At 67.6% G+C, this 20,393-nt stretch carries 14 protein-coding genes; 5 read left to right on the top strand and 9 right to left on the bottom strand.

Annotated features, from left to right (window positions below):
* Nucleotides 1-3: 3 nt before the first annotated feature.
* Both V5E28_RS43690 and V5E28_RS43685 read right to left on the bottom strand, forming a co-directional pair.
* The gene (locus tag V5E28_RS43690; RefSeq protein ID WP_336216007.1) at nt 4-756 is read right to left on the bottom strand and encodes a hypothetical protein; all 753 of its coding nucleotides are present in this window, start codon (nt 754-756) and stop codon (nt 4-6) included.
* Between the two features lie 155 nt (nt 757-911).
* Nucleotides 912-1,544: a helix-turn-helix domain-containing protein gene (locus V5E28_RS43685; RefSeq protein ID WP_336216006.1), complete on the bottom strand. Its 633-nt coding sequence runs from the start codon at nt 1,542-1,544 to the stop codon at nt 912-914.
* Nucleotides 1,545-1,577: 33 nt separating this feature from the next.
* Here V5E28_RS43685 and V5E28_RS43680 point away from each other — a divergent pair, with 33 nt between their 5' ends.
* Both V5E28_RS43680 and V5E28_RS43675 read left to right on the top strand, forming a co-directional pair.
* The gene (locus tag V5E28_RS43680; RefSeq protein ID WP_336216005.1) at nt 1,578-3,563 is read left to right on the top strand and encodes a glycoside hydrolase domain-containing protein; all 1,986 of its coding nucleotides are present in this window, start codon (nt 1,578-1,580) and stop codon (nt 3,561-3,563) included.
* A gap of 235 nt (nt 3,564-3,798) precedes the next feature.
* A complete protein-coding gene (locus V5E28_RS43675; RefSeq protein WP_336216003.1) occupies nt 3,799-4,947 on the top strand; it encodes a pentapeptide repeat-containing protein in 1,149 nt (382 codons plus the stop codon).
* A gap of 84 nt (nt 4,948-5,031) precedes the next feature.
* Here the strand turns inward: V5E28_RS43675 and V5E28_RS43670 are convergent, their stop codons facing one another.
* The 5 genes from V5E28_RS43670 to V5E28_RS43650 all read right to left on the bottom strand — a co-directional run bounded on the left by V5E28_RS43670 (nt 5,032) and on the right by V5E28_RS43650 (nt 10,345).
* Nucleotides 5,032-5,739, bottom strand: a complete 708-nt coding sequence (locus V5E28_RS43670; RefSeq protein WP_336216001.1) for a hypothetical protein — start codon at nt 5,737-5,739, stop codon at nt 5,032-5,034.
* Nucleotides 5,736-6,521, bottom strand: a complete 786-nt coding sequence (locus V5E28_RS43665) for a hypothetical protein (RefSeq protein WP_336216000.1) — start codon at nt 6,519-6,521, stop codon at nt 5,736-5,738. Before V5E28_RS43665 ends, V5E28_RS43670 begins: the two co-directional genes overlap by 4 nt.
* Complete coding sequence (locus V5E28_RS43660) at nt 6,463-7,863, bottom strand: hypothetical protein (RefSeq protein WP_336215999.1); 1,401 nt, start codon at nt 7,861-7,863, stop codon at nt 6,463-6,465. Before V5E28_RS43660 ends, V5E28_RS43665 begins: the two co-directional genes overlap by 59 nt.
* Entirely contained in the window at nt 7,860-9,614 is a 1,755-nt protein-coding gene (locus tag V5E28_RS43655) for a hypothetical protein (RefSeq protein ID WP_336215997.1), read from the bottom strand. The genes V5E28_RS43660 and V5E28_RS43655 overlap by 4 nt, the downstream gene beginning before the upstream one ends.
* Before the next feature lie 65 nt (nt 9,615-9,679).
* Nucleotides 9,680-10,345, bottom strand: a complete 666-nt coding sequence (locus V5E28_RS43650; RefSeq protein WP_336215996.1) for a hypothetical protein — start codon at nt 10,343-10,345, stop codon at nt 9,680-9,682.
* Nucleotides 10,346-10,383: 38 nt separating this feature from the next.
* Between V5E28_RS43650 and V5E28_RS43645 the strand changes: the two genes are divergently transcribed.
* From V5E28_RS43645 to V5E28_RS43635, 3 genes are all read left to right on the top strand, one after another.
* Nucleotides 10,384-10,737, top strand: a complete 354-nt coding sequence (locus V5E28_RS43645; RefSeq protein ID WP_336215995.1) for a hypothetical protein — start codon at nt 10,384-10,386, stop codon at nt 10,735-10,737.
* Between the two features lie 142 nt (nt 10,738-10,879).
* Complete coding sequence (locus tag V5E28_RS43640) at nt 10,880-11,440, top strand: hypothetical protein (RefSeq protein ID WP_336215994.1); 561 nt, start codon at nt 10,880-10,882, stop codon at nt 11,438-11,440.
* A gap of 389 nt (nt 11,441-11,829) precedes the next feature.
* Entirely contained in the window at nt 11,830-12,003 is a 174-nt protein-coding gene (locus tag V5E28_RS43635) for a hypothetical protein (protein ID WP_336215992.1), read from the top strand.
* A gap of 102 nt (nt 12,004-12,105) precedes the next feature.
* Here V5E28_RS43635 and V5E28_RS43630 read toward each other — a convergent pair whose 3' ends face one another.
* Together V5E28_RS43630 and V5E28_RS43625 are read right to left on the bottom strand one after the other, a co-directional pair.
* Nucleotides 12,106-15,657 carry a hypothetical protein gene (locus tag V5E28_RS43630; RefSeq protein WP_336215991.1) on the bottom strand — a complete coding sequence of 1,184 codons (3,552 nt, stop codon included), beginning with the start codon at nt 15,655-15,657 and terminating at the stop codon, nt 12,106-12,108.
* Nucleotides 15,658-15,670: 13 nt separating this feature from the next.
* A complete protein-coding gene (locus tag V5E28_RS43625) occupies nt 15,671-20,386 on the bottom strand; it encodes a hypothetical protein (RefSeq protein ID WP_336215989.1) in 4,716 nt (1,571 codons plus the stop codon).
* Between the last annotated feature and the right edge of the window lie 7 nt (nt 20,387-20,393).

Raw genomic sequence — 20,393 nt, 5'->3', positions numbered from 1 at the left:
GTCTCAGAGGGGCGGGGCTTTGGTGTGCTGAACGATGGGGGAGGTGGACCGGACGACGCCGACGCCGGACACGGCCCGTCCGTCGTTCTCCTTCCAGAGCTCGAAGTTGTAGCGGCCGGCGGACAGTCCGGCCCAGGTGTGGACCTGCCAGGCGTTGCACTCGAATCGGGCGGACGTGCCGCCCGGGCGTAGCGCGATCCAGTACTCGGTCATCCCGCTGGGACACGACAACTTCGCCCAGACCTCGAGGTCGCCATCGGTCTGCTGAGTCCACTCGCGGGAGGTCACCTGCTTGTACATGTTCCTGACATGCCAGGGAAAGCCGCTGTCTGGGGAGACCGGAGGCGAAGCCGAGGCGCGCGCCGCGGTCGCGGGGCCCGACTCCCCGCCGGAGAGCCAGAGATAGCCGGCGCCCCCTACGACGACCACGAGAGCGAGCCCGACGGCCACCGGAAGCCTCCAGGACGTACGCCGCGTCGGCTCCTCGACAGGCGATTCGCCCGCGATCTGGCGCCACCGGGTCTCCCAGCCGGCGGGATCCCCGTCACAAGCCGTAACGTACGATCGCACGAAGTCCAGCGGCGGCATTTCCCCCGGATTGAGGCGACGGGAGAGCGTGCTGGGGTGATAGCGCATTCGCCGCCCGATCTCCTGTAGCGACAGTTCACCCCGCAACCGTCGTAGATCGTCGACGAACTCCGCCACGGGCCCCGACCCCCGGTCGATCGGCTGGTCCTTGCGTCCACCTCGCGCCATGGCCCCGCTCCCGGTTGCTGCCTTTGTTGCTGCTATTGATTCGCAGTCCAGAAGCGGTGACAAGGCCCCCCAAATGTGGCCAGCTAGCAGTGCAGATCACCCTCCACGAAGGAGAAGTCAATTGCCCACAAGATCAATACTTCTGGCGACCGTAGTCATGCTGCTGTGCCGCGATCGGCGCCACGCCTGCGGGGGCGTTGCGGCTGCAGGCGCCGCACGGCGTCGCGTGGCAGCAGGCCATGGCGCACAACTTCCGCCAATTCTCGGCGGGCGTACCCTCGAACGAGCAAATTTATGGGTCTCAGCCGCGCCTGGACCCACAACATCTCCGGCAGCACCATAACAAAGGGGATGGGAAGGCCCTGGATCCGCTCAAGTTCGCGATCGCCGGACAGTCCAACCTCCCCCTCTCCATCGGGATGCAGGAAGCTTGCCTCAGCCAGGTATTGCTCATGACCGCTGCCGCGCAGGGCGGCGAACAGCTGCGCACGTTCGTCGGGACTGAGCACCAGAGCCTCGGCGAGCAGGTGGATCGATCCGTGGCGCGGGCGGCCGGTGTCGCCGCGCTCCAGCCGTCTGATCGTCCGCACGCCCAGTCCGGTACGGCCGGCGAGCTGGTCCTGGGTGAGCCGGGCACGCTCCCGCCAGGCGAGCAGCGGTACGGCGAGCGGCGGCAGGTCACCGCGCTTGATCCGGTCAGTGGCCATGACTCTCTTTTCCAGTGGCCGGTCAATGGCCGCTGAAGTGGCCTTCATGATGCGCACCACGCCGCCCACACTCCAGATCACCGGTTGTCCGCTTTCGACCCCTCCGGGAGAGACATGAGGCACCCTTCAGCGATCCTCACCATCATCGCCATGGCCGTGGCGTTACTCACCGGTCCGCCCGCCGGCGCCACCGGTGTGGCGGACAAGGCCGGTGTGGCGGACAAGACGGTCACCTACCGCGGTTACCAGGTGGAGGTGCCGGCCGACTGGCCGGTGATCGATCTGGAAGCCGATCCGACCGCCTGTGTGCGCTTCGACAGGCCTGCGGTCTACCTCGGCCCGCCCGCGAAGTCCTCCTGCCCGGCGAAGGTCATCGGGCGCGCGGACGCGCTGCTGATCCAGCCGCTCACCGGGGAGCCCGTCGCGGCCGACGCGGCCCAGGCTCCCACCCGCGAGGTGTTGGGGCGGGACGTGGACCACGAGATCACTTTCACCGTGGCTGAGGCGGGGGTCGCCGTCACCGCCAGCTACGGCGACAGCTCCGAGGCCGTCCAAGGGATCCTGCGCAACGCGGGCGTCGTCAGTTCCGGCTTCGCGACGACGGCTCCGCCGTCGCAGGGGCCGACCATACTGGCCGCGGCCGTCGTCCCCGGCACGTTCAGGGGAGAGGGCTTCGACGCGTGCGCAGCGCCGGCTTCTGAGGTGATGCAGGCCTGGCTGGCCTCGCCGTACCGGGCGATCGGGGTGTACATCGGCGGCGTCAGCCGTGGCTGCTCCCAGCCCAACCTCACCGCGCCCTGGGTCAGCACCCAGATCTCCCGCGGCTGGCACCTCGCGCCGATCTACGTGGGGCACCAGGCGCCGTGCAACGGCATCGGCACTCCCATCACCAACCCGGCGGCACAGGGCATCTCCGACGCCGACGACGCCGTGGCCAAGGCCGAAGCGCTCGGGATGTCAGCGGGCTCGGTCATCTACAACGACATGGAGGGTTACGACAACGGGAACGCGGGGTGCAGGCAGGCCGTGCTCACGTTCCTGTCCAACTGGACGGCACGGCTGCATGACCACGGCTACCTGTCCGGTGTCTACTCCAGTGCCGGCAGCGGCATCGTGGACCTGGTCGCCAACTACAACAACAGCGGCTTCAACCGGCCCAACCACGTCTGGTTCGCCCGCTGGGACAACACGCCCGGCACCACCGACTCGGCCATCCCCGCCGGTTACTGGGCCAACCATCAGCGCATCAAGCAGTATCGCGGCGGCCACAACGAGACCCACGGCGGCGCCACGATAAACATCGACAACAACACCTTCGACGTCTCCAATGCCGGTGCACAGCCGCCGCGGCCCGAGAGCTGGGGCCTGCACAACTACAACGCGGCAGGCGGCGTTGAGCACCTGTTCAACTGGGACACGCCCGACACCTGCGACCCGATCACCGGCGACTGGAACGGCAACGGCACCGACACCGTCGGCGCGGCATGCCGCGACAATCTCGCGCTGAACTGGGCGATGCTCAACGGCCACAACCCGAATGCCGGCGGCTACCTGTTCTCCTGGGGAAGCAGTCGCTGCGTGTCCATGACCGGCGACTGGGACGGCAACGGCTCCGACACGCCGGGCACGATCTGTCTCGGGCCCAACGGCGCGTGGCAGTGGAGCATGCACAACTACAACGCGGCGGGCTCCGTGGAGTACCGCTTCGACTGGGGACCCACCAGCGGCTGCTGGCCCGTCGTCGGCGACTGGAACGGCGACCGCAAGGACACCCCGGGCGTCGTCTGCCCGAGGTCCGACGGCCAGTGGCACTGGGCGCTCCACAACTACAACCAGGCAGGAGGCACGGAATACGCCTTCAACTGGGGCTCGACCCAGTGCGGCCCGATCATCGGCGACTGGGACGGCAACCGCAGTGACACGCCCGGCACCGTGTGCGCCAGGCCCAACGGGGCGTGGCAGTGGGGCATGCACAACTACAACGCGGCGGGCGCCGTCGAGCACCTCTTCGAGTGGGGCAGCACCACACAGCGCCCCATCGTCGGCGACTGGGACGGCAACGGGACCGTGACCCCCGGAACCACCACGCTGGGCGCCTGACCCCACAGGCTGATCCCGCCCGCTCGTCACCAGGGCGGGCGGGACTGGCCCTCCGCTCAGGTCGGTGCGATGAGCCCCAAAGTAGCGCCGCTACCTCAGGTCAGAGAGGTCCGATGATGAGCTGAGCCCCACCTCGTAACGGTCTGCCGCCAGGAGCGGAATCGCGTACGTGAGTCTTTTCGGACGCTCTTCCCGGCCATTGTCTCGCCCGCCCGACCTGTGGCCTCCCCGTTCGATGTGGTGGTGGGCTCTGCCTGCGGCGCTGCTGGTCGGCGCGGCGGTCTGGGGCGTCAGTGCCTGGCTCCTGCAGGACCTGCGCACCGTGCCGGTCGCCGAGCAGGTCTCCGCCCGGATCGAGGCGGTGCGGACCGCGCTGGCGGCCGGTGCCGGGGTCGGCGCCGCGGTGACGCTGCTGCTGGCCGTGCGCCGCCAGCGGCACCAGGAGCTGGCCACCGCGCACACCACCCACGACGCCACCGAACGTCGGGTCACCGAGCTCTACACCAAGGCCGCCGAACAGCTCGGCAACGACCAAGCCCCCGTCCGGCTGGCCGGCCTGTACGCGCTGGAGCGCCTGGCCCAGGACACCCCTGGCGCTGCGCCAGACCATTGTGGACGTGATCTGCGCGTACCTCCGCATGCCGTTGCCGTACCCGCCGAGCCGGACCGGCACGAGAAGATCCGCGCCGCCCAGCGCGCCGCCCGGGCCCTCGGACCGTCCCGCTCGGGCACGGATGGCGGCCGTGATCCGCAGGAGGAACGCCAGGTCCGTCTGACGGCGCAGCGCATTCTGATCGCCCACCTCCGCCACGACGACTCCCCAGCTCCACACCGCCCGTGGCTGTCCCGGCCTCTCGACCGCAACCCGCGCCACTGGCCGGCCATCCGGCTCGACCTCGCCGGCGCGGTCCTTATCGATTTCGATCTCAGCCGCTGCCGCATGGGCACGGTCTTGGTTCGGCGGGCGACTTTTACCGGCGACGCCTATTGCTATCGGGCGGCCTTCACCGGATACGTGGATTTCCGCGAGGCGACCTTCACCGGCAACGCCTGGTTCGGGGAGGTGACCTTCACCGGCCCCGCCGATTTCCGCGAGGCGGCCTTCACCCGCTACGCCGATTTCCGCGACACGACCTTCACCGGCCACGCCCGGTTCGACGAGGCGGTCTTCACCGGCCCCGCCGATTTCCACGGAGCGGCCTTCACCGGTGGCGCGGGGTTCGACGGAGCGACGGGGTTGGACGACGCTGACCTCCGCGAGGTGCGGGTAGCGCCGGCGGCTGCGGAGGTGGAGTGGCAGTGGCCACCGGCCTGGCGGGAGGCGCCGGGTGCGGACGGATGGCGGACGCTGCGCCTGACCGCAAAGCCGCCCGCCGGCCCGTAGGACGCCGGCGGGTGACATAAGCGTCGATATCGAGCACCAACCCCGACCTGGGAAAACGTGCCGCTGATCGTTATCGCGCCCGACTTATCCCGCCATGTTCGAGCCGAAACCAGCCTGCACGTCCATCCCTCCGGGGTTCACCCTCGCTGAAGAACCTTCACCGCAAGCACCCCTGAGTTCAGCACCGGATGCGTCAAACTCGCACCCGATGCGAACCGGGATAGGCCGCCAACCTCTTCCGACCTGCCCAGATATCGAGTCACCGCAGGTCAGGGCTATATCCGTTGGATTTTCCGCCATTGCTACCGGGACCCCATTTAGCGAGGTGACGTTGTCGGCGGCGCGTTCCAGCCGCTTGCGATAGCGCTGGTTCTCTTCTTCCAGCTGGGCGTTGCGCATGGTGAGGACCTGGATGTGGTCGGCGTAGGTGCTTACCGTGTCGGTCAGCTCTCGGATGTCGGCGGCCTTCTCCGAACGCAGCTTGCGCTCAGCCTTCTTCAAGCGGCTGATCTCCGCTTTCAGCTCCTCGACCTCGGGCCGGGCGACGGCCGGGGCCGCCAGGAGCTCCTTGACGACGGCGGCGACCGGGGAGCGGTAGTAAGAGGCGCGGGAGACGCCGGCCTCGACGCAGATGTTGGTGACGGTGACGGTTCCGTCGCTGATCTCAGGCCGGCCAACCATGAGCCGCTCGAAGCCGTTCATGATCTGCCGGTCGAGGTCGGTGAGGGAGCGTTCTCGGGTCAGGCGCGCGAACGCGGCCTGAACGGTGCGGTCGCTGTCGGTGCCGGTCATGCGCAGGGTGCTCCGTCCTCGTGAAGCTCGGCGATGAGCTGGTCGAAATCGGTGACGTGATTGGTGAGCGCGATTTTCTGCAGCGGCGGCAGCTCGGCCGAACCGTCGAGAGCGTCCCGGGCCTGGTCTCGGACCATGGCGAGACGGGGCAGGTGAACGGCGGTCCGCCGCGAGTTCGGGCAAACCGAACACATGTTGATCATCGGCAACGGGCGGCCGAGCGGCTTGGCGCGTTTGGCGCAGACGGCAACGGCGGGCTGGAAGAAGCAGTCGTTGAGCACGCCCGGATGCAGGACCTTCGTGAGGTGGCGCAGCATCGTGCGCAGCCGGGACGGGCGGGCCACGACCCCGGGCAGGTCGCCGAGCTCGCGCCGGATCCGATCGAACTCGGCGTCGATGCGCTGAGCGGCGCCGCCGCCGGTGCGGCCGCCGTCGTTCCAGTCGCGATAGAGATCTTCGAGGTAGTCCAGTTTCGCGACGGCTTCCTCCGCAGCGACCTCGGCGGCGAACCCGGACGCCGAGGTGCCCGCATATCCCTCGAACATGATCGTTTTTGCGTGGTGAAACTGCCGGGCGCCGGCCACGATCCCGAACGGCTGGTGGGCGATGTGCCAGACTAGAGTCTTCCGGAATTGCCGGGTGTCGAAGTCCCAGAGCATGCCGTCGTCGTTTGTGTCCTCTTCGTCGTCGCCGGTAGCGACGTCGTGCGGGATGAAGAATGCCTCAGGGGTGCTGAACAGCTCGTTGACGTGGTCGCGAAATCTCTCCAACCGCAGGTTCATCGCACTCAGCAGGACATAGCCGGCTTCCTTCCCGCCGTAGTGGCCGAACAGATGACCGGGGTCGTCGTTCAAACTGCAGCAGGACCTCGACGGCGCGGTGGTCGGGTTCGAGGACCACCCACTCGGCCTCGTCGCCGGTCGCTTTGCGGCCTTTGAAAACACGTCCGCGTAGCTTGTGCCGTAGGCGGCCATCGGCGCCCGGCTCGGTGAAGGCGCAATCGCGTCCCAGCTCGCGCACCTCGGCGTCTCTGGCGCCCGACAAGTAAGCGATCACAATCCAGCAGGCGGTCCGCAGATGGGCGAGTTCGAGGCGGAGACTCCAACCGTCCAGCGGTGTTCGCCATGGACGCCCACTTTCAGGCCAAATGGAAATGTGCGTGGCCAAGCCGCCGTCTTCGTAGCCGAGTTCGGCACCGGCCTCCTCCAGCAGCAGCTTGTGATGTTTGATACCGAGGCCGACCTCGGCCAAGAGGGTGATTAGCCGTTGATTGGGGGCTTGGACGACCCCGTCGACGATCGCAGCCTCGGGGCGGGTGTGCGCTTGCTGGAGGGGCAGTGCCGGGATGCCCTGGCCGTGGGCGCGCCGCTGATCGATGAAGGATCTGAGGCGTTGCTCAACCTCGCCTGGGCCTCGTTCGCAGGTGTCGCGGGCAGTCTGTAGTGCCTCGATCTCCCGGCGCGCGGCGAGCAGGTCCGCACTGGCTGTGTCGACATAGAACAGGGCAGCCTTGATGAACGGCGCGCAGATGTGCTCGGGAATGCGGGGGGTGGAGGTTTCGCGGTCCCGCCGCAGGCCCACCACGGCCTTGGCAGAGCGGCCGGGCCAGGCTGGGACGGTGAGCCGGTCTCTGCTCAGGAACGGCCCGTGGGCGCTGAGCTGCTTGAGCGCGTTGACACCAGCGTGAGCGCTGTCGATGGAGGTGTTCATCCAGACCGCCAGCGCGGCCGCCAGATGCTCCTTGGTGACGTCGGCCAGCCGCAGGACACCCAGGCCGCGCAACGTCCGCATCACCAGCTTGACCTTAAACAGGGCGGGCACCGCATTAGTGATCTTCATGGGACGGTCGTTCTTGCGTCCGGACTGTCCGCCTGACGGACCGCGACGCAGCCGGGAGTAGAGATACTCCTTGGCTGTTATGACAGCGATCTCGTCGGGCATGTTGGTGAAGTCGCAGCGGGCCTGCTTAGTGGTGCGTGGGACGAAGGGGCGGAAGTCCCAGACGTCATCGCCGAACCGGGGCCCTGGGCCGGCTCGTCCCTCAGTGAGATGGCTTGGCAGGACGTAGACGTCGACGGAGATCGCAGCTGGTTCGACAGGCTGGTCGTGTCGGATGGCGGTCACGTGATGAGCTCCAGGAACTGGGCCGGCAGGGTCAGGTGCGGGCCGCCGGCTTCAGCGATCGCGATGGCGGTGCGGATCTGCTCGCGGGCGAACTTCGGCCGGATGCCGGTGACGATGCGTTCCCAAGCCAGGCCGTAGCGGGCCTTCCACTCGGCTGCGGGAAGCTCGTCGCGTTGCTGTTCGGTGAAGGCCAGGAAGCTCAGCAGGCTGGGCAGGTGCCGGGTGGTGAAGACCGCGTTGGGGCATTCCAGGCACCCCCAGACGGCAACGGGGCAGCCCGCCCCCTTCTTGATCGCGTAGGGTGAGGCGTAGAAGCTCTTGCACGAGGCCAGCCAGACGTCGCTGTGCCCGGACAGGGCCGCGCGGACCTCCTCCGGCTCCAGTTCCTCCGGCCCGTCATCGAAGCGGACGCCGTCCTCGCCCAGGACCACGGGAGGCGCCAGCGCGACATCGAGCGCTTGGCGCAGCCCTTGTTCCACCGCTTCTTCGTGCAGTTCGCGGTGGGCTTCGATGTCGGCGTAGTGGCCTGCAGCGACGTGTTTGCTGTGGCCTTCGGCGAAGTCGTCCAGCACACCCGCGCTTTGCACGTAGCGGCGCGACTTGTAGGTCTTGCGCAATCTGCGCAAGTCCAGTCGCGCCGGAACGCCACCTCGGTCGGGCATCGTGTCGATGCCATGACGGCGCATCCACGCTTCCATGACGAACATCAGTTGCCGGCGAGTGGAGAAGGACTCCTCAATGCCGCAGTACCTGGCATGGAGCCAGAGGCAGCGGCTGCCGGTGAGGTCGCGGGCGGACTGGGTCAGCCGCAGGGCCAGCTTGAGGACCCCGCCGGGGTAGTGCAGCGCGCCGCCGTCGCTGATCCGCATCGTCTTGTGCGACCAGCCATGAGCTCGCTTCTTGACGTAGGCGACACTGACGAAGCCGCGGGCCGGGTTCACCAGGCAGTCGGCGTCCAGCTGTTTCACGCATTCGGGTTCCAGCCCGGTCTGGCAGATCAGCAAGACCAGGAAAGGCAGCAGGTCGGCGGGTGCCAGGAACAGGCGGCTGTTCAGCGCACGGATCCCGCCCAGGAACTGGAGCCAGCGATGCATCTGCGGCAGGTGACGATCGGCGGTGGTCAACGGGCCCTTCGAGGCGATGTGATGCAGGGCGTTCTCCGGCTGTTGCCACCCAGCAAGGGCAGGGTCCTGTCCGGTCCGGGCCAGCCGCTCACCTTCGAGGATGCGGTCGCGGATCGCGCGGACGTCGGCTAAGGCTGCCGCCTGCATGGCCTCGAAGATCGGCATGGGATAGGCGTCCAGCGGCTTGGACACCATTTTGGCCCGCAGCGTGGTGAAGCCCAGCCGAGCCTGCATCTCGGCGTCGAACACGTCTTCCTGTTCCTCGCCGATCTCCCGCAGGAGGCGCACGATATCGATCATCCTCCCGTAGGGCGTGGGACTGTCATCGCCGTATTGGCGGAGAAGGTGCAGCTCGAAAGCTTCCAGCAGTTCGGGGGTGAGGTCGTCCAGGTCGAAGTCCTCGGCGTCGGACTCGACCCGGGCAATGAACTCCACAAAGGTGCGGACATGCTTGATGGTGTGCTCAGTGGTCCTCGGCGACCGCTGCACCGCGTCTTCGCCGGCGACGGCCGCGACCCGGCCGGCCAGGTGACGCACCAGGCGCTGGCAAGGCAGGTCCGACAGGTCGAAGTGGTGCTCTTCTCCCTCGTAGCGGACGGAGAAGGCGACCGGCCCGATGTTGGGCACGGGCAGTGGCGGCTCCGGCATCTGTGCGGCCGACGGGAAGCGGACGCGCCGGCCGCGGTCGGAGCTCACTCGTCCTCCCCGGCGTTCGCCTTGACCTGCTCCAGCACCGCGACCTGGGCGTCCCACTCGGCCAGGGCCGCCAGCACGATCTCCTGTGCCTCATCGAGCACGTCGAGATAGAGATAGACTGTCGACTCTTGAGCATGGCCCAACAGCATCTGGAGCTTGCGTATCGGGTTGCCGATCAGCAGCCGTTTGACCTCGGCACTGGTGAGACGGCGATCCTCCCGCTGACCCAGCGCCCGGACCGTCTGGCGCAACAGCAGGCCCAGCATGTGGACCGCGTAAACATGCCTCAACATATGGGGATGGAACTCCAGCCCCAGCTCGAACTTCGCGCATCGCTCGTTGGCGCGAAGGAACGCCGACTGCCAGGTCGACGCCCGTAGCGGCTGGCCGTCGTCACCCAGCCAGAGCCAGAGCGGCTCACCCGCGTCGCCGGGCTCGCCGGCCCGCACCAGCCGCCGCCGCTCCTCAATAGTGATCTTGGAATAGGACCACGACCCGCGCCGCCCCTCCAAGAACAGCGCATGGCGACCGGCCCGCCGAACCATCAGCGCATCCGCGCACCTCGTGAAGGTGCCCTGGGCGCGGCGGCGCTGGACGAGCTCGTCACGCTCGATCTCGATGTAGTGATGCAAGGCCCGCAGGACCCGGTCAGGCAGGAACACGGTGCGGGGCCAACCGCGGCGACCGCCTGGAACGCTTCATGCCCTCAACCGATCCCGCCCGGCGCGACGGCCGGCGCCGGGTCTTCGTCACCCGCTACATGCGCAACGGCCAGGGCGACGAGTTCAGCGCCCGCGACGCGATGTCAGCGGCCCGAAGCGCGATGACGGCGATGAAAGACATGCACCGCGCCACTGCCTTCGCCGCCGCCAGCCCCGGCTCGATCGCCCGCACCGAGTTCGCCACCATGGCCGGCGCCGCCGACGAGTGCATCGCGAAGATCGCCGGGATCGACACCATCGGTCCTCAGGTCGTCCGGCACCACAACACCGGCCTGCTTACCGAGATGATCGCCGACCTGGAAGCCAGGCTTACCGAGCCAGCCGCAGGATGACCAAGACCGCCTCTGCGTCGGGGGTGGCGTCGGGCATCGAATATAATTGATCAAGCGTCGGCCGCTTTCTCGCGGGCCCGACGCTTTTTTTATGTCCACTGACCATACTCCGCTGCGCGCTCGCGGGCTCCTCTTCCATGCCATGATCACGGATCCACGCGGTGACCAGTTGCTGCCGCTGGCAATGCTTGGAGAACGCTACCCAGACCTCCACACGCGCCACGTCGCCAAGTACGCCGGCCGAGAGCACCGTCTCGGTGAACGAGTGATACCGCTCGAGTGCACCTGGGCCGACGTGGTCTTCCTTTCGCCGCTCAACCCCACAGTGCTGTTCGACGCGATACGGAGCGCCGGGCTGCGCATGCGCAACGTCCCGCTCTGGACACTCGACGCCTCGCAGCTCGACCCAGCACGATGCTGCATCCGCCTCATGCGTGTCACCCCAGGCGCCCGAACTGCCGACCCCGGCACCGAGGACGACTACCTCCCACTGACAACCGCCACACTGCGGGCCGTCTCCGAGGTGACCAACCGCGCTCTTGAGCGGCTCCGGAACCTCGGCCCAGACGAACCGCTGCTGCCATGGGGGGACGTGCCACACGTCCTTCACCGCGGACCAGTGCCACTCAACCTTTTCCAGGAACTGACGCCGCGAACGCTCCCTGCACCCAACCGGGACAACATGACAGGCAACAAGCCCTGACGGCGAGGCCACTCGATCGCCGACCACCAGCGACGTCACCCTACTTGCCTAACATGCCTTACTCGGCATCAACCTGCTGACCAGCACGAACGCTCAAGAACCCAAGATAACGATCGTGCGCGGGCTGGCTGGCCATCATCGGCCCGCACCACTTCCGCGCCCGGCTCAGCGTGCTGAGCGGCCAGCTCCCGGTCGAGGCGATCCACCCCAACACCACCTCACCGCCTGGCCGCCGCTGGTCGACGACCTCAACGAGCTCTTGGAGCGCCGCATCGCCCAGCTCGCCGCGCTGGGGCTCGACCCGGCCGGGCAGGCCGGGTCCGACGCCGGAGCCGCGCGCGGCACGGCGGGGCAACCAACGGCGGGGCAACCAACGGCGGGCGACCTGGGTGGGCAAGTCGTACTACGAGGAGGACGTACGCGAGACCGCGGCCTTCGTCGCCTTGGGCGTGCCCAAGTCCTACCAGTCGACCCCGAGTCTCCTGTTCAAGCGGGGGTTCACCTCCGAGGAATGCGTCTGGCCGCTGACTCCCTCCCTCATCTATTCCTGGTGCGCCATCTGACGGATGCCCTTCGTACGGAGGCTCGCGGAACGTGATCGGGGGTGTACGGACGTGCTGGCGATGACGTCCTGCACCCCCTCGGCGCTGGGCGATGCGCCCGGATCAAGGCATGCACATTCGCGGTACGGCGGTCAGCGCCGACGTTCGCAGGATGCGCACGTGTCCCAGATCGTCGCCCAGTGGGTCGTTCCGGTCGGATGCGTCTCGCCACACTTCGACGGCCAGCACGCTCAACGACGAGTCGGCGTCCAGCCTGAGATCGTTAAGCCTGCGGACGATGTCGTCGAGCGGGAATTGCGCGATCACATGCTGTACTCGGTGATCGGCGTAGCGCTGATTCCCGGCGACGGTATCCATCTGGCCTGCCGCCCGCGCGAGCAGCACGTTGCGGCGTCCGGCGCCGTCCAGTTGGGTCACCTGGGCGTAGATCAGGGCCCAGATCTGGGTATGGGGCGAGGCCGGCCGCAGGTTTCGTTCGTGGTGCACCGGGGTTGCCAGCGGGGCGCTCACCAAGATCTTCTCTGGGATCCGGCTGACCGTGCACACGAGCGGCGGCGCCGGATGCTGGACGCCGGTGACGCGCAGGGGTGGTCCGAAGCGGGCTTGCGCGGTCGACCACCGGTCCTTGTCGTGGCCGAGGCGCAGCTCGTACACGAAGAACCCGAACAGTTGCTCGCTGGTGGCGTTCATGCCTGGCGGCAGCGGTAGGGCGTAGTGGTGGATGGGGGCGTTCGGGTCGTTCGTTCGGGCGGGGAGGAGCGGCTGCATCGCGTCGAGGCCGCTGCTGTCCGCGCTCTGTCCTGGTGTGATGACGCGGATCGGCTCGGGATCGATCGCCAGCGGAGGCTCGGCCGGTGTGGCGATTTCCTCGTCTGTGGCCGTCAGCAGTGGGTCGGGGGCGTAGCCGAGAACCCGCGCGAAGTACTGGTCGCCTGGGTCAGCGGGAGGAAGCGCGAACTCCAGCCACAGCCGCCGCTCGCGTGTTCCGGTCGAGGAGTAGTCGGGAGCCGGGTTGTAGGGCGACTGCGCTAGTCCCGCGGAGACGATCTGTGGCGTTTGGCGGGGCGCAGTGGTGATCGGAAGCCGGAGCTGCCACGTCAGTGGCGGGTCGGCGATGGTGGGCGGCCGCCGGAAGACCGGGCGGATGGTGTAGGAGACCACGAGTTCCCGGGGATGCAGGCCGGCCGGTGGAGTCCCGTCGACGGCGTCGAAGAACACCAGCTCCGTCCCGGTGTAGTCCTTCCTTGCCTGCGTGCCGACCGATCGTGGCAGGCCGATCGCGCCCAGGACGTCGCCCGACTCATTGACGAATTCGAAACCGCGAGACGTCACGCCGCTCCATGTCCAGTCACGACTCAACCGGACCCGGATGGCAATGACCCACTGCTGGGTCAGTTCGACTTTGGAGGCGAACGTGATCCCCGATCGGGCGGATGACAGCGTGTGCGCCAGTCGGGAAGAGCAACCGAAGAGTGTACGGCTGCCGACCTTGCCCACGAAGCTCAGACTCGAGACCTCCAAGCCCAGTTGCTGGGCCAGGCGTGCGGCGACGTCGTCGGGTGCCTCATTCTGCCGCCCTTGCATGGAAAGCTCGGCGGCGCCATGGCTGGTCGGCGCGGGCTCAGGTCTGAGCAGGATCGCCTGAATCGAGGGCCATCCAGGACGTTCGGGCAGCCACAGTGCGTGTTCGTCGGCGGCTTCCCTCCGGAGCTCGACGCCCACGTCCACCTGCGCCATCCGCGCCGCCTCCGAGCCCCAGTAGGCCAGCTCCGGATCGGGGTCGCCGACGGCTCGAAGCCGCAGGCGCACATCCCTGGCGGTAGGGATCACCAGCGGCCCTGATCCCGGATCTACGGACCGCAGGGTGAGCACGTCCTGTACATCCTGGTAAATGAGGTCGATCCGCAAGGGGGTGGAGGGCTCCGGACTGAACCGTCGTACTGCCGTACACAGCCGCAGGTACGGTCCGCCGTCGGCGCCTCTGTCGTCACCGTCCGGCAGTCGCACTTCGACCGTGATCTGGACGGCTGTGACATCTGGATCGTGGACCCCTGCTTCGCGTCTCTCCAGCCTCGCTTGAGGGATGTCGTCGAGTAGCGCCTGGACCGGATCGTCGAAGCCGGTGAAGACCAGGTCGGGATATCCGATCCGAGGTCGCTCGACCAGCAACCAGGTGGGTTCGGCAGTGGGCTCCCCCTCACTCGCGACCTCGGCCGTGATCTTCACCTGTCTCGGCGGTACGTGGCGGCGGAACGAAACACGGTGCACCGGCGCAGGCGCGGGATTATGAGACTGCAGGCCGACCTGGGGCCCACCGCCACTGAGGTCCATCAGCCGCACCCGGAACTCGTAGTCCTGGCCGTACCGCAGCGGTACCACCTGGTCGGCGACGGGCTCGCTGCCGGACTCGCGCGGTGTCTGCCCCGACACCTGCAGCGCGGTGCGGTCACTCGCCACCACCGACCGGCCCGCCCACGAGGTGAAGTAGCTGGGCAACCAGTAGCCGCCGGTCTTCTCGCCGAGCAGCTGCGCCGCCGTGGTCCGGACCGCCAACTCACCCTCGAACAGGCCGATGTCGATCTCGCCGACCCTTACCTGGCTGCGTACCCGCACCATCGAGTTCCAGGCGTCAGTGTCCGCCGACCGGACGTCCACCCGGTAGCCGCCCACCCCGAGCACTGTGTCCTCCACGATGCCCGGGCTGATCGCACGATTGAGCCAGATCGCGACCTGCTCATCATCCCAGCCGAGCCGGATGCCGATGTCCTTGACCGGCAGCGGGTCGTCCGGGTCGAGATCGGTGATGCCCAGCGTACGAGGTTGCGCGCCATGCACGATCTTGGCGAACCCGTCGTCGTACGACGCTGCCTCCATGAAGGACTCGTCGAAGGCGCCCGGCGGCGTGGGCAGCACGGGGAACAGGACTGCGGCGAAGAGCGCACGCGGACCTGACAGCGCGGGGATCCGCGCCGCGTACACCGCCGTCAGCTGCGGATCGGCGGCGGCTTCGGCGGCATACGCGCTCCCCGTCGCCAGGGTCGCGTAAAGCCAGCCGCCCGTTTCGAAAAGGTCTCCCGCGGGCACCGACAAGTCGGTGTGGAGCAATCCAAGCCGTTCGGCCAGCAGCGGGTTCTTCATCCCGAACCCAAGCACCTGCCCCCAGGTGACCTCGTCGGACAGCGGCGGCCGGGGCGGCCGGGTCGCCACGTTCGTCTCGGTCAGGGCGCACTTGTAGCGGTCGTCGATCACCGCGTACTCGGTCCGCGGGCCGCGGAAATCGAACGCATCCCGGTAGCTGGGCATCAGGTACTTCATGATGTGAGTGCCGGGTGGCCGGATCACCTGGCCAGGCGGAGTGGGCCTGATCGTGAAGCCGTTCTCCAACTCGGCGTACAGTGCCGCCCGTCCGGGGTCGGCCGGGCGCGGGCCGAGGCTGATCCGGGCGGACTCCACGCCCGGTACCGGCAGCGCCTCCAGCCCGGCGACGGCCACGACGTCGAACGCGAGTGTCGCGTCGGCGAAGGGCGGTGCGCCCGGCACCAACGGCTCGCGCGGGTTGCCTTTCGGCAGGACGACCACCCGCACATCCAGCTTCGCGCCGTCCCAGTACTGCGGAAAGGTCAGCAGCGTGATGCGCGCATTCGGACTGGTCATGACATGCTCTCTCTCAGGGGGGAATCGGGGGTAGAAAGCCGAAGTACGCCGCCGCCGCCAATCCCCCTAGCACCTTGCTCGGTATCCGGGCTTCGTACTCGATCTCCACAGAGAACTCGATGGACAGCAGGTCGCACAGTTCCACCTCCCCGGCGATCGTCGTCTCAGCGCGGACGACGATCTCGTCGCCGAAACGCTGTATGTAACCGACCACCTCGCCCTCGACAGTGACGCACACTCCCTTGAGCACCTTCGCGAACTCGCATTCCAGCGCGAAGCCGAAGAGAAACCCTGGGTAGTACTTCCGCTCGGCGATGTCGGCGAGCAGCACGTACCCGTAGCGGACCTCACCCTCGACCTTGACGAGATCCGGGATGATGGTGCCGCCCACGGTCCCCACCGCCGCGGCGGCGAGCTGCATCTGGTGTATGACCGGCTCGTTCTCCGAGGGGTCGTGTCCCGCGGCATACTTCAGGCGGAGCATCCCTCCGGCGAAGATCTTCGGCAGGATTTCTACCTGGAGACTTCCCTCGATCTCCACCCAGAGCTCCATGGAGTAGGGGACCAATGTCCCCTCGGCCTTGACCTTGCCGATTTCATACCCGACCGATATCGACCCCTTGAGCTTTCCCGGTGCACTGACCGGCTTGCCAGGCGGTGGCCAGCCGAACTCAGGGGCATGCAGGCTCGCTGTGAGCTTCGGAGTGCGCTCGTAGTCGTCGTTGAACAAGGTGTCGACGACCAGGGCGATCGGCAGACCGAACTCGGCCATCCACCAGAGCAGCTGTTCGACCGGCCGCAACGCTCCGCCGAACTCGATCAGCGGCCTGGCCGCCCTGGGGTGGCCGGCGCTGTTCGCTTCCAGCGTCGTGATCATGCGCATCAGGGGGCCGAACGGCTCGATTTCGGTGACCGTGCTCATCGGCCCGATCGTCAGATCCCAACTGGGCTGCGCCGACGAGTCGAATCGGAGCGCGGCTGTCGCCGGGCCCTTCTGGTGCTTGTCGTCGCTACCTCCCTGGTACTCGGTGTACGCGTGCACTCCCGCCGCCTTGACGATCTCCAGCCTTCGCGCCGGGACCGTCTGGGTCAGCGGCGACGGTGACAGCCTCAGTCCGCCGCCGTCCAGCACCTGAAGCTGATAGGAGTTGCTCGGGAAGGTGATCGCGTGAGCGAGTCGTGGGAACAGGCCTGTCGCGTTGAGCATCGCGTGTGGGTCGGCGAGCAACGGAGCCACGTCGCTGGTGATGCTGCTCGCTCCCTTGTCGATCTTCACTCGCGGGAACAGCACCCGGAAGGTCTGGGTGGACAACAGCAGCGCGTAGTCGGCCGCCGGCTGCGATGGCGTGAGGAGATCCGCGGGGTCGGCGAAGCGGTATGGGTGCAGGTTTGCCTCAGGCGAGAGTTGGGTGTTGCCGGCTCGGACCAACGGCACGCCCAGGCGCGCGTCGATGGGTTCCGGCTCGGGGCTGTCCGCGGGAAGGTTGCGCGTCCGCACCACGCTCCACTGCCCTTCTCGCGGCAGCGTCGGCGCCCCGTACACGGCGAGCGCGAACTCGGCGGATCCACTGGGAGACTTGGCGACCGCCGCTTGTACGTTCGCTACCCGGATGCGCTGTTGAGAGTCACCGATGTGGAGCTCACAGTCGACCGGCCCCCCGACCGGTCCGTGCTCGGTGAGGAGCGCCGCAAGCTGCGTGGAGCCGAGTGGCGTCTTCTGCGTCGAACTCGGGTTGATCAGCTGGACGAAGCCCAGTTGGCGCTGGGAGGGGACCAGACCGATGGGCTGGTCGTGCGGCCCACTGCCTTCGGCTCCGTGGCCCCGGTCGACGTTCTCGAACCCGATGTCGGTGTCGAAGTACACGGCCTGCAGTTCGACGGCGGAGCCGATGGTGACCCGGCGGGACGTTTCGCGGATCTGGCGTATCTGGTACATGCCCCGCACCACGCCGGGGTGGAACATGCAGTCGCTGTCGGGACGATGGAACAAGCCCGGGGTGGCGGCGACCCAGCCGCTGTCGCGGCGGATCACCGCGCCGTGGCCTTCCCGGCGAATCGTGATCCGGCGTACCACCTTCGCCATGCACGGCCACAGGATGCTCTGGATCTCCACGACTTCACAGTGGGCCCGGCCGGTCATCACCCCGAACTCGACCTTCGTGACGTCGACGGGGTTGGGATTGTCGTTCACCCAGGAGCTGAACGTGCTGGCGCCGTATCCGGAGAAGTCGATCCGGGTCAACGGGACGTGCTTGACGCTGTCGTCCATGGTGTTGAAGGTCGCGTTGAAGAACCCTGCGACCACACCTCCCAGGACATTGTGCGAGCCATCGACGCTGTGCTGGGTCTGGACCGCCACACCCGGAAGGCCGTCTCGTGTCGCCGCGCGCACGCTGAGCTGAAGCCCGCCCGTGTACGGTCCGAACGGCGGTGCGATGATCGCCAGCTCAGGTCGTTCGCTGGGCGACTGCCCGGCGTCCGACACGGGTATCGAAGCGACGGCCTTGATGCCGAACGGCAGCGTGAAGCGGATCGCCGCCACGGCGGTGTCGCGGCGGGCGAGCGAGACCAGGCTCTCCAGCAGCGGCTCAGGGGCGATCTGTGACAGGTGCACAGAGTCGGCGGCGACTCCGAGAACCAGCGGCCCGCCGTCGTCGCGGGAGATCAACGGGTTGGGGAACCCCGGCTCCAGGTCGTCCGGATGGGTTCGAACCGGTTCCCAGCTGACCTGCGGCAAGGCGACCGCCCGCAGCTCGGAGATGTCGGCGACCAGAGTCGTCGTGCTGACGGACACCGGCGGCCGGTCACGCCGGACGGCTTCGAACGCCGTGCCCAGCCCCCACTGGTCGGCCTTGCCGGACACGTCCAGCAAGACGAGAGGCGGTTGCGGATCCCGGACAGGCAGCGGCTGGTCGAAACGCTGTTGCAGGACGTTGTCCACCTCGTTGTCGGGAAACAACGCGCGTCCGGTCGGCAGGAGGTCCAGCAGCGCCTCCTCATCAGGGGTGACTCCCGTCATCAGAAGCGCCGGAACAGGCCTGGACGCGGATCCGGCCCAGGTGAACACAGCCGTCAACCGGCCCCCGGACGGCAGGTCAGGGCGTGGCATCGGGTCGAAGTTGGCTGCATAGGGGTCGGGCAGGAACGGGATGATGCCGTGTAGCCCGTGCGTCAGCCGCAACGTCGCATTCACAACATGTGCCCTGTCGGCCAGCATCCCCACGGCGTTCAGGTCGGTGACCGATGTTGTCAGCAACAACGCGTTCTGCAGCGCGAGCGGTGCCAGCTTCTTTGTCGTTGACTCGCGCTGTCCCAGCAGGTGAATCCAGGTTCCGGTGCCGGTGTCCGAAAAGCAGACGAGTGCTTCAGGGAACTCGATGTGCGCGGGCGTTCCGTCGGCTCGCCGGAGTTCGTCCAGGTACTCATCGATCGTGGCCCGTACTGCCAGTATGTCGACGCCTGCGCGCGATGACACGTACTGCAGCTGGAAGCGGCGCTTGTATCGCAGCTCGATCGCCGTGTCGTGCCACAGCGCCAGTTTCTGGTGCGCGATCGGCGGGGTCGACCCGTAGCAGGCCATGGCCAGTTCCTGGGAATCGACCGCGAGAACCGCCTGGGAGGCGGTGTAGCGGCCTGCTTCAAGACCCGGCCAGGTGGCGTCCAGGCCCTTGTCGAACACGAGTGCCATCGCCCCGGCGTCGGCCGCTTCGCCCAGCTCGTCCGGGTCGGTGACGAGGCTGGTGGGCAGCAACCATCCGGCCGCGGTGATATGCCATGTGCCTGTGGGACGCAACAGGTTCGATCGAACGTCGACCGGTGTCAGTTCAGCCTGATCCGGCTGGTACGGCACCAGTATCGCGTCGGTCGGCCATGGCCGCCAGGGATCCTGCTCCTCACTGCGTGACATGGTCACCGTGGATCCGTACGCGGTCAGGCTGCCACCGCCGGCGCGGATCAAGTAGGCGCCTGTGATCCCGAAGTGGAACTCCGCCGTCGTCGGCCGCGCCGCCGACGCGTGGCCGCCATCCTGCCCAGGCCCGGCCCCTGGCGGGACGGCATCGATCGCATCCAAGCGGACCTTCAACACGGAGCGAACGAACGGATCGGAGACAAGCCGGTTGCCGTGCCGAACGGGAGAATGGTCGAACGTGATCGTCCCCGATTCCACCCGGAGGCCGACCCAGCCAGGCGTACCTCCCACCAGCCTGGTCGCCTCGATCCAGATGCTTCCACGACCGAAGGTGTACGTCCGGCCATCATCGCTGACCGCGTCAGCCGGCATGTGCAGGAACGGCTCGAACTCGAAGCGTTCCACACGGACGAAGTCGGTGGCCTCAATGAGATCGAAGTACACATAGCGTTCCTTGGCGTCGAGCATCGGCCCGAAGGAACGCGCGATGTGGTGTCCTCCGCTTCGCGCGGGAAACGACCTCACCTGATATGCGCTGCGCCCAGGCAGCTCGCGCCGGAACACCCGCGAACGCGGGGGGCCCGTGCCGTCGGCGCGCTCGGTGATGACCTGCTCCACGATCGCCACCAGGGTCTCTACGATGCCCTGGTACTCCTCGGTGTGAGGTACCCACGTAGCCACACCGGTGCTCGGCAGGTCGAGGAGGCTGTGCGCCAGCCGACGCCGCAGCTCTCCCAGATCCTCATGAGTTGCCGGAGCCACCGGATCCAGTGCCCCGGTGACACGGAACAACTCGGCGAGGACTTCAGCGGCGTCCATGACGCCC

It is taken from the genome of Nonomuraea sp. LPB2021202275-12-8 (assembly GCF_037044575.1).
GTDB lineage: Bacteria > Actinomycetota > Actinomycetes > Streptosporangiales > Streptosporangiaceae > Nonomuraea.
Note: the sequence above shows the minus strand (reverse complement) of the source record. Positions and strands in the feature narration are given on the sequence as shown.

Bases quoted from the DNA above. Each gene is read 5' to 3' on its own strand.
- V5E28_RS43690 (WP_336216007.1), bottom strand. From the start codon at position 756: ATGGCGCGAGGTGGACGCAAGGACCAGCCGATCGACCGGGGGTCGGGG.
- V5E28_RS43680 (WP_336216005.1), top strand. From the start codon at position 1,578: ATGAGGCACCCTTCAGCGATCCTCACCATCATCGCCATGGCCGTGGCG.
- V5E28_RS43675 (WP_336216003.1), top strand. From the start codon at position 3,799: ATGTGGTGGTGGGCTCTGCCTGCGGCGCTGCTGGTCGGCGCGGCGGTC.
- V5E28_RS43670 (WP_336216001.1), bottom strand. From the start codon at position 5,739: ATGACCGGCACCGACAGCGACCGCACCGTTCAGGCCGCGTTCGCGCGC.
- V5E28_RS43665 (WP_336216000.1), bottom strand. From the start codon at position 6,521: ATGAACCTGCGGTTGGAGAGATTTCGCGACCACGTCAACGAGCTGTTC.
- V5E28_RS43645 (WP_336215995.1), top strand. From the start codon at position 10,384: ATGCCCTCAACCGATCCCGCCCGGCGCGACGGCCGGCGCCGGGTCTTC.
- V5E28_RS43640 (WP_336215994.1), top strand. From the start codon at position 10,880: ATGATCACGGATCCACGCGGTGACCAGTTGCTGCCGCTGGCAATGCTT.
- V5E28_RS43630 (WP_336215991.1), bottom strand. From the start codon at position 15,657: ATGACCAGTCCGAATGCGCGCATCACGCTGCTGACCTTTCCGCAGTAC.
- V5E28_RS43625 (WP_336215989.1), bottom strand. From the start codon at position 20,386: ATGGACGCCGCTGAAGTCCTCGCCGAGTTGTTCCGTGTCACCGGGGCA.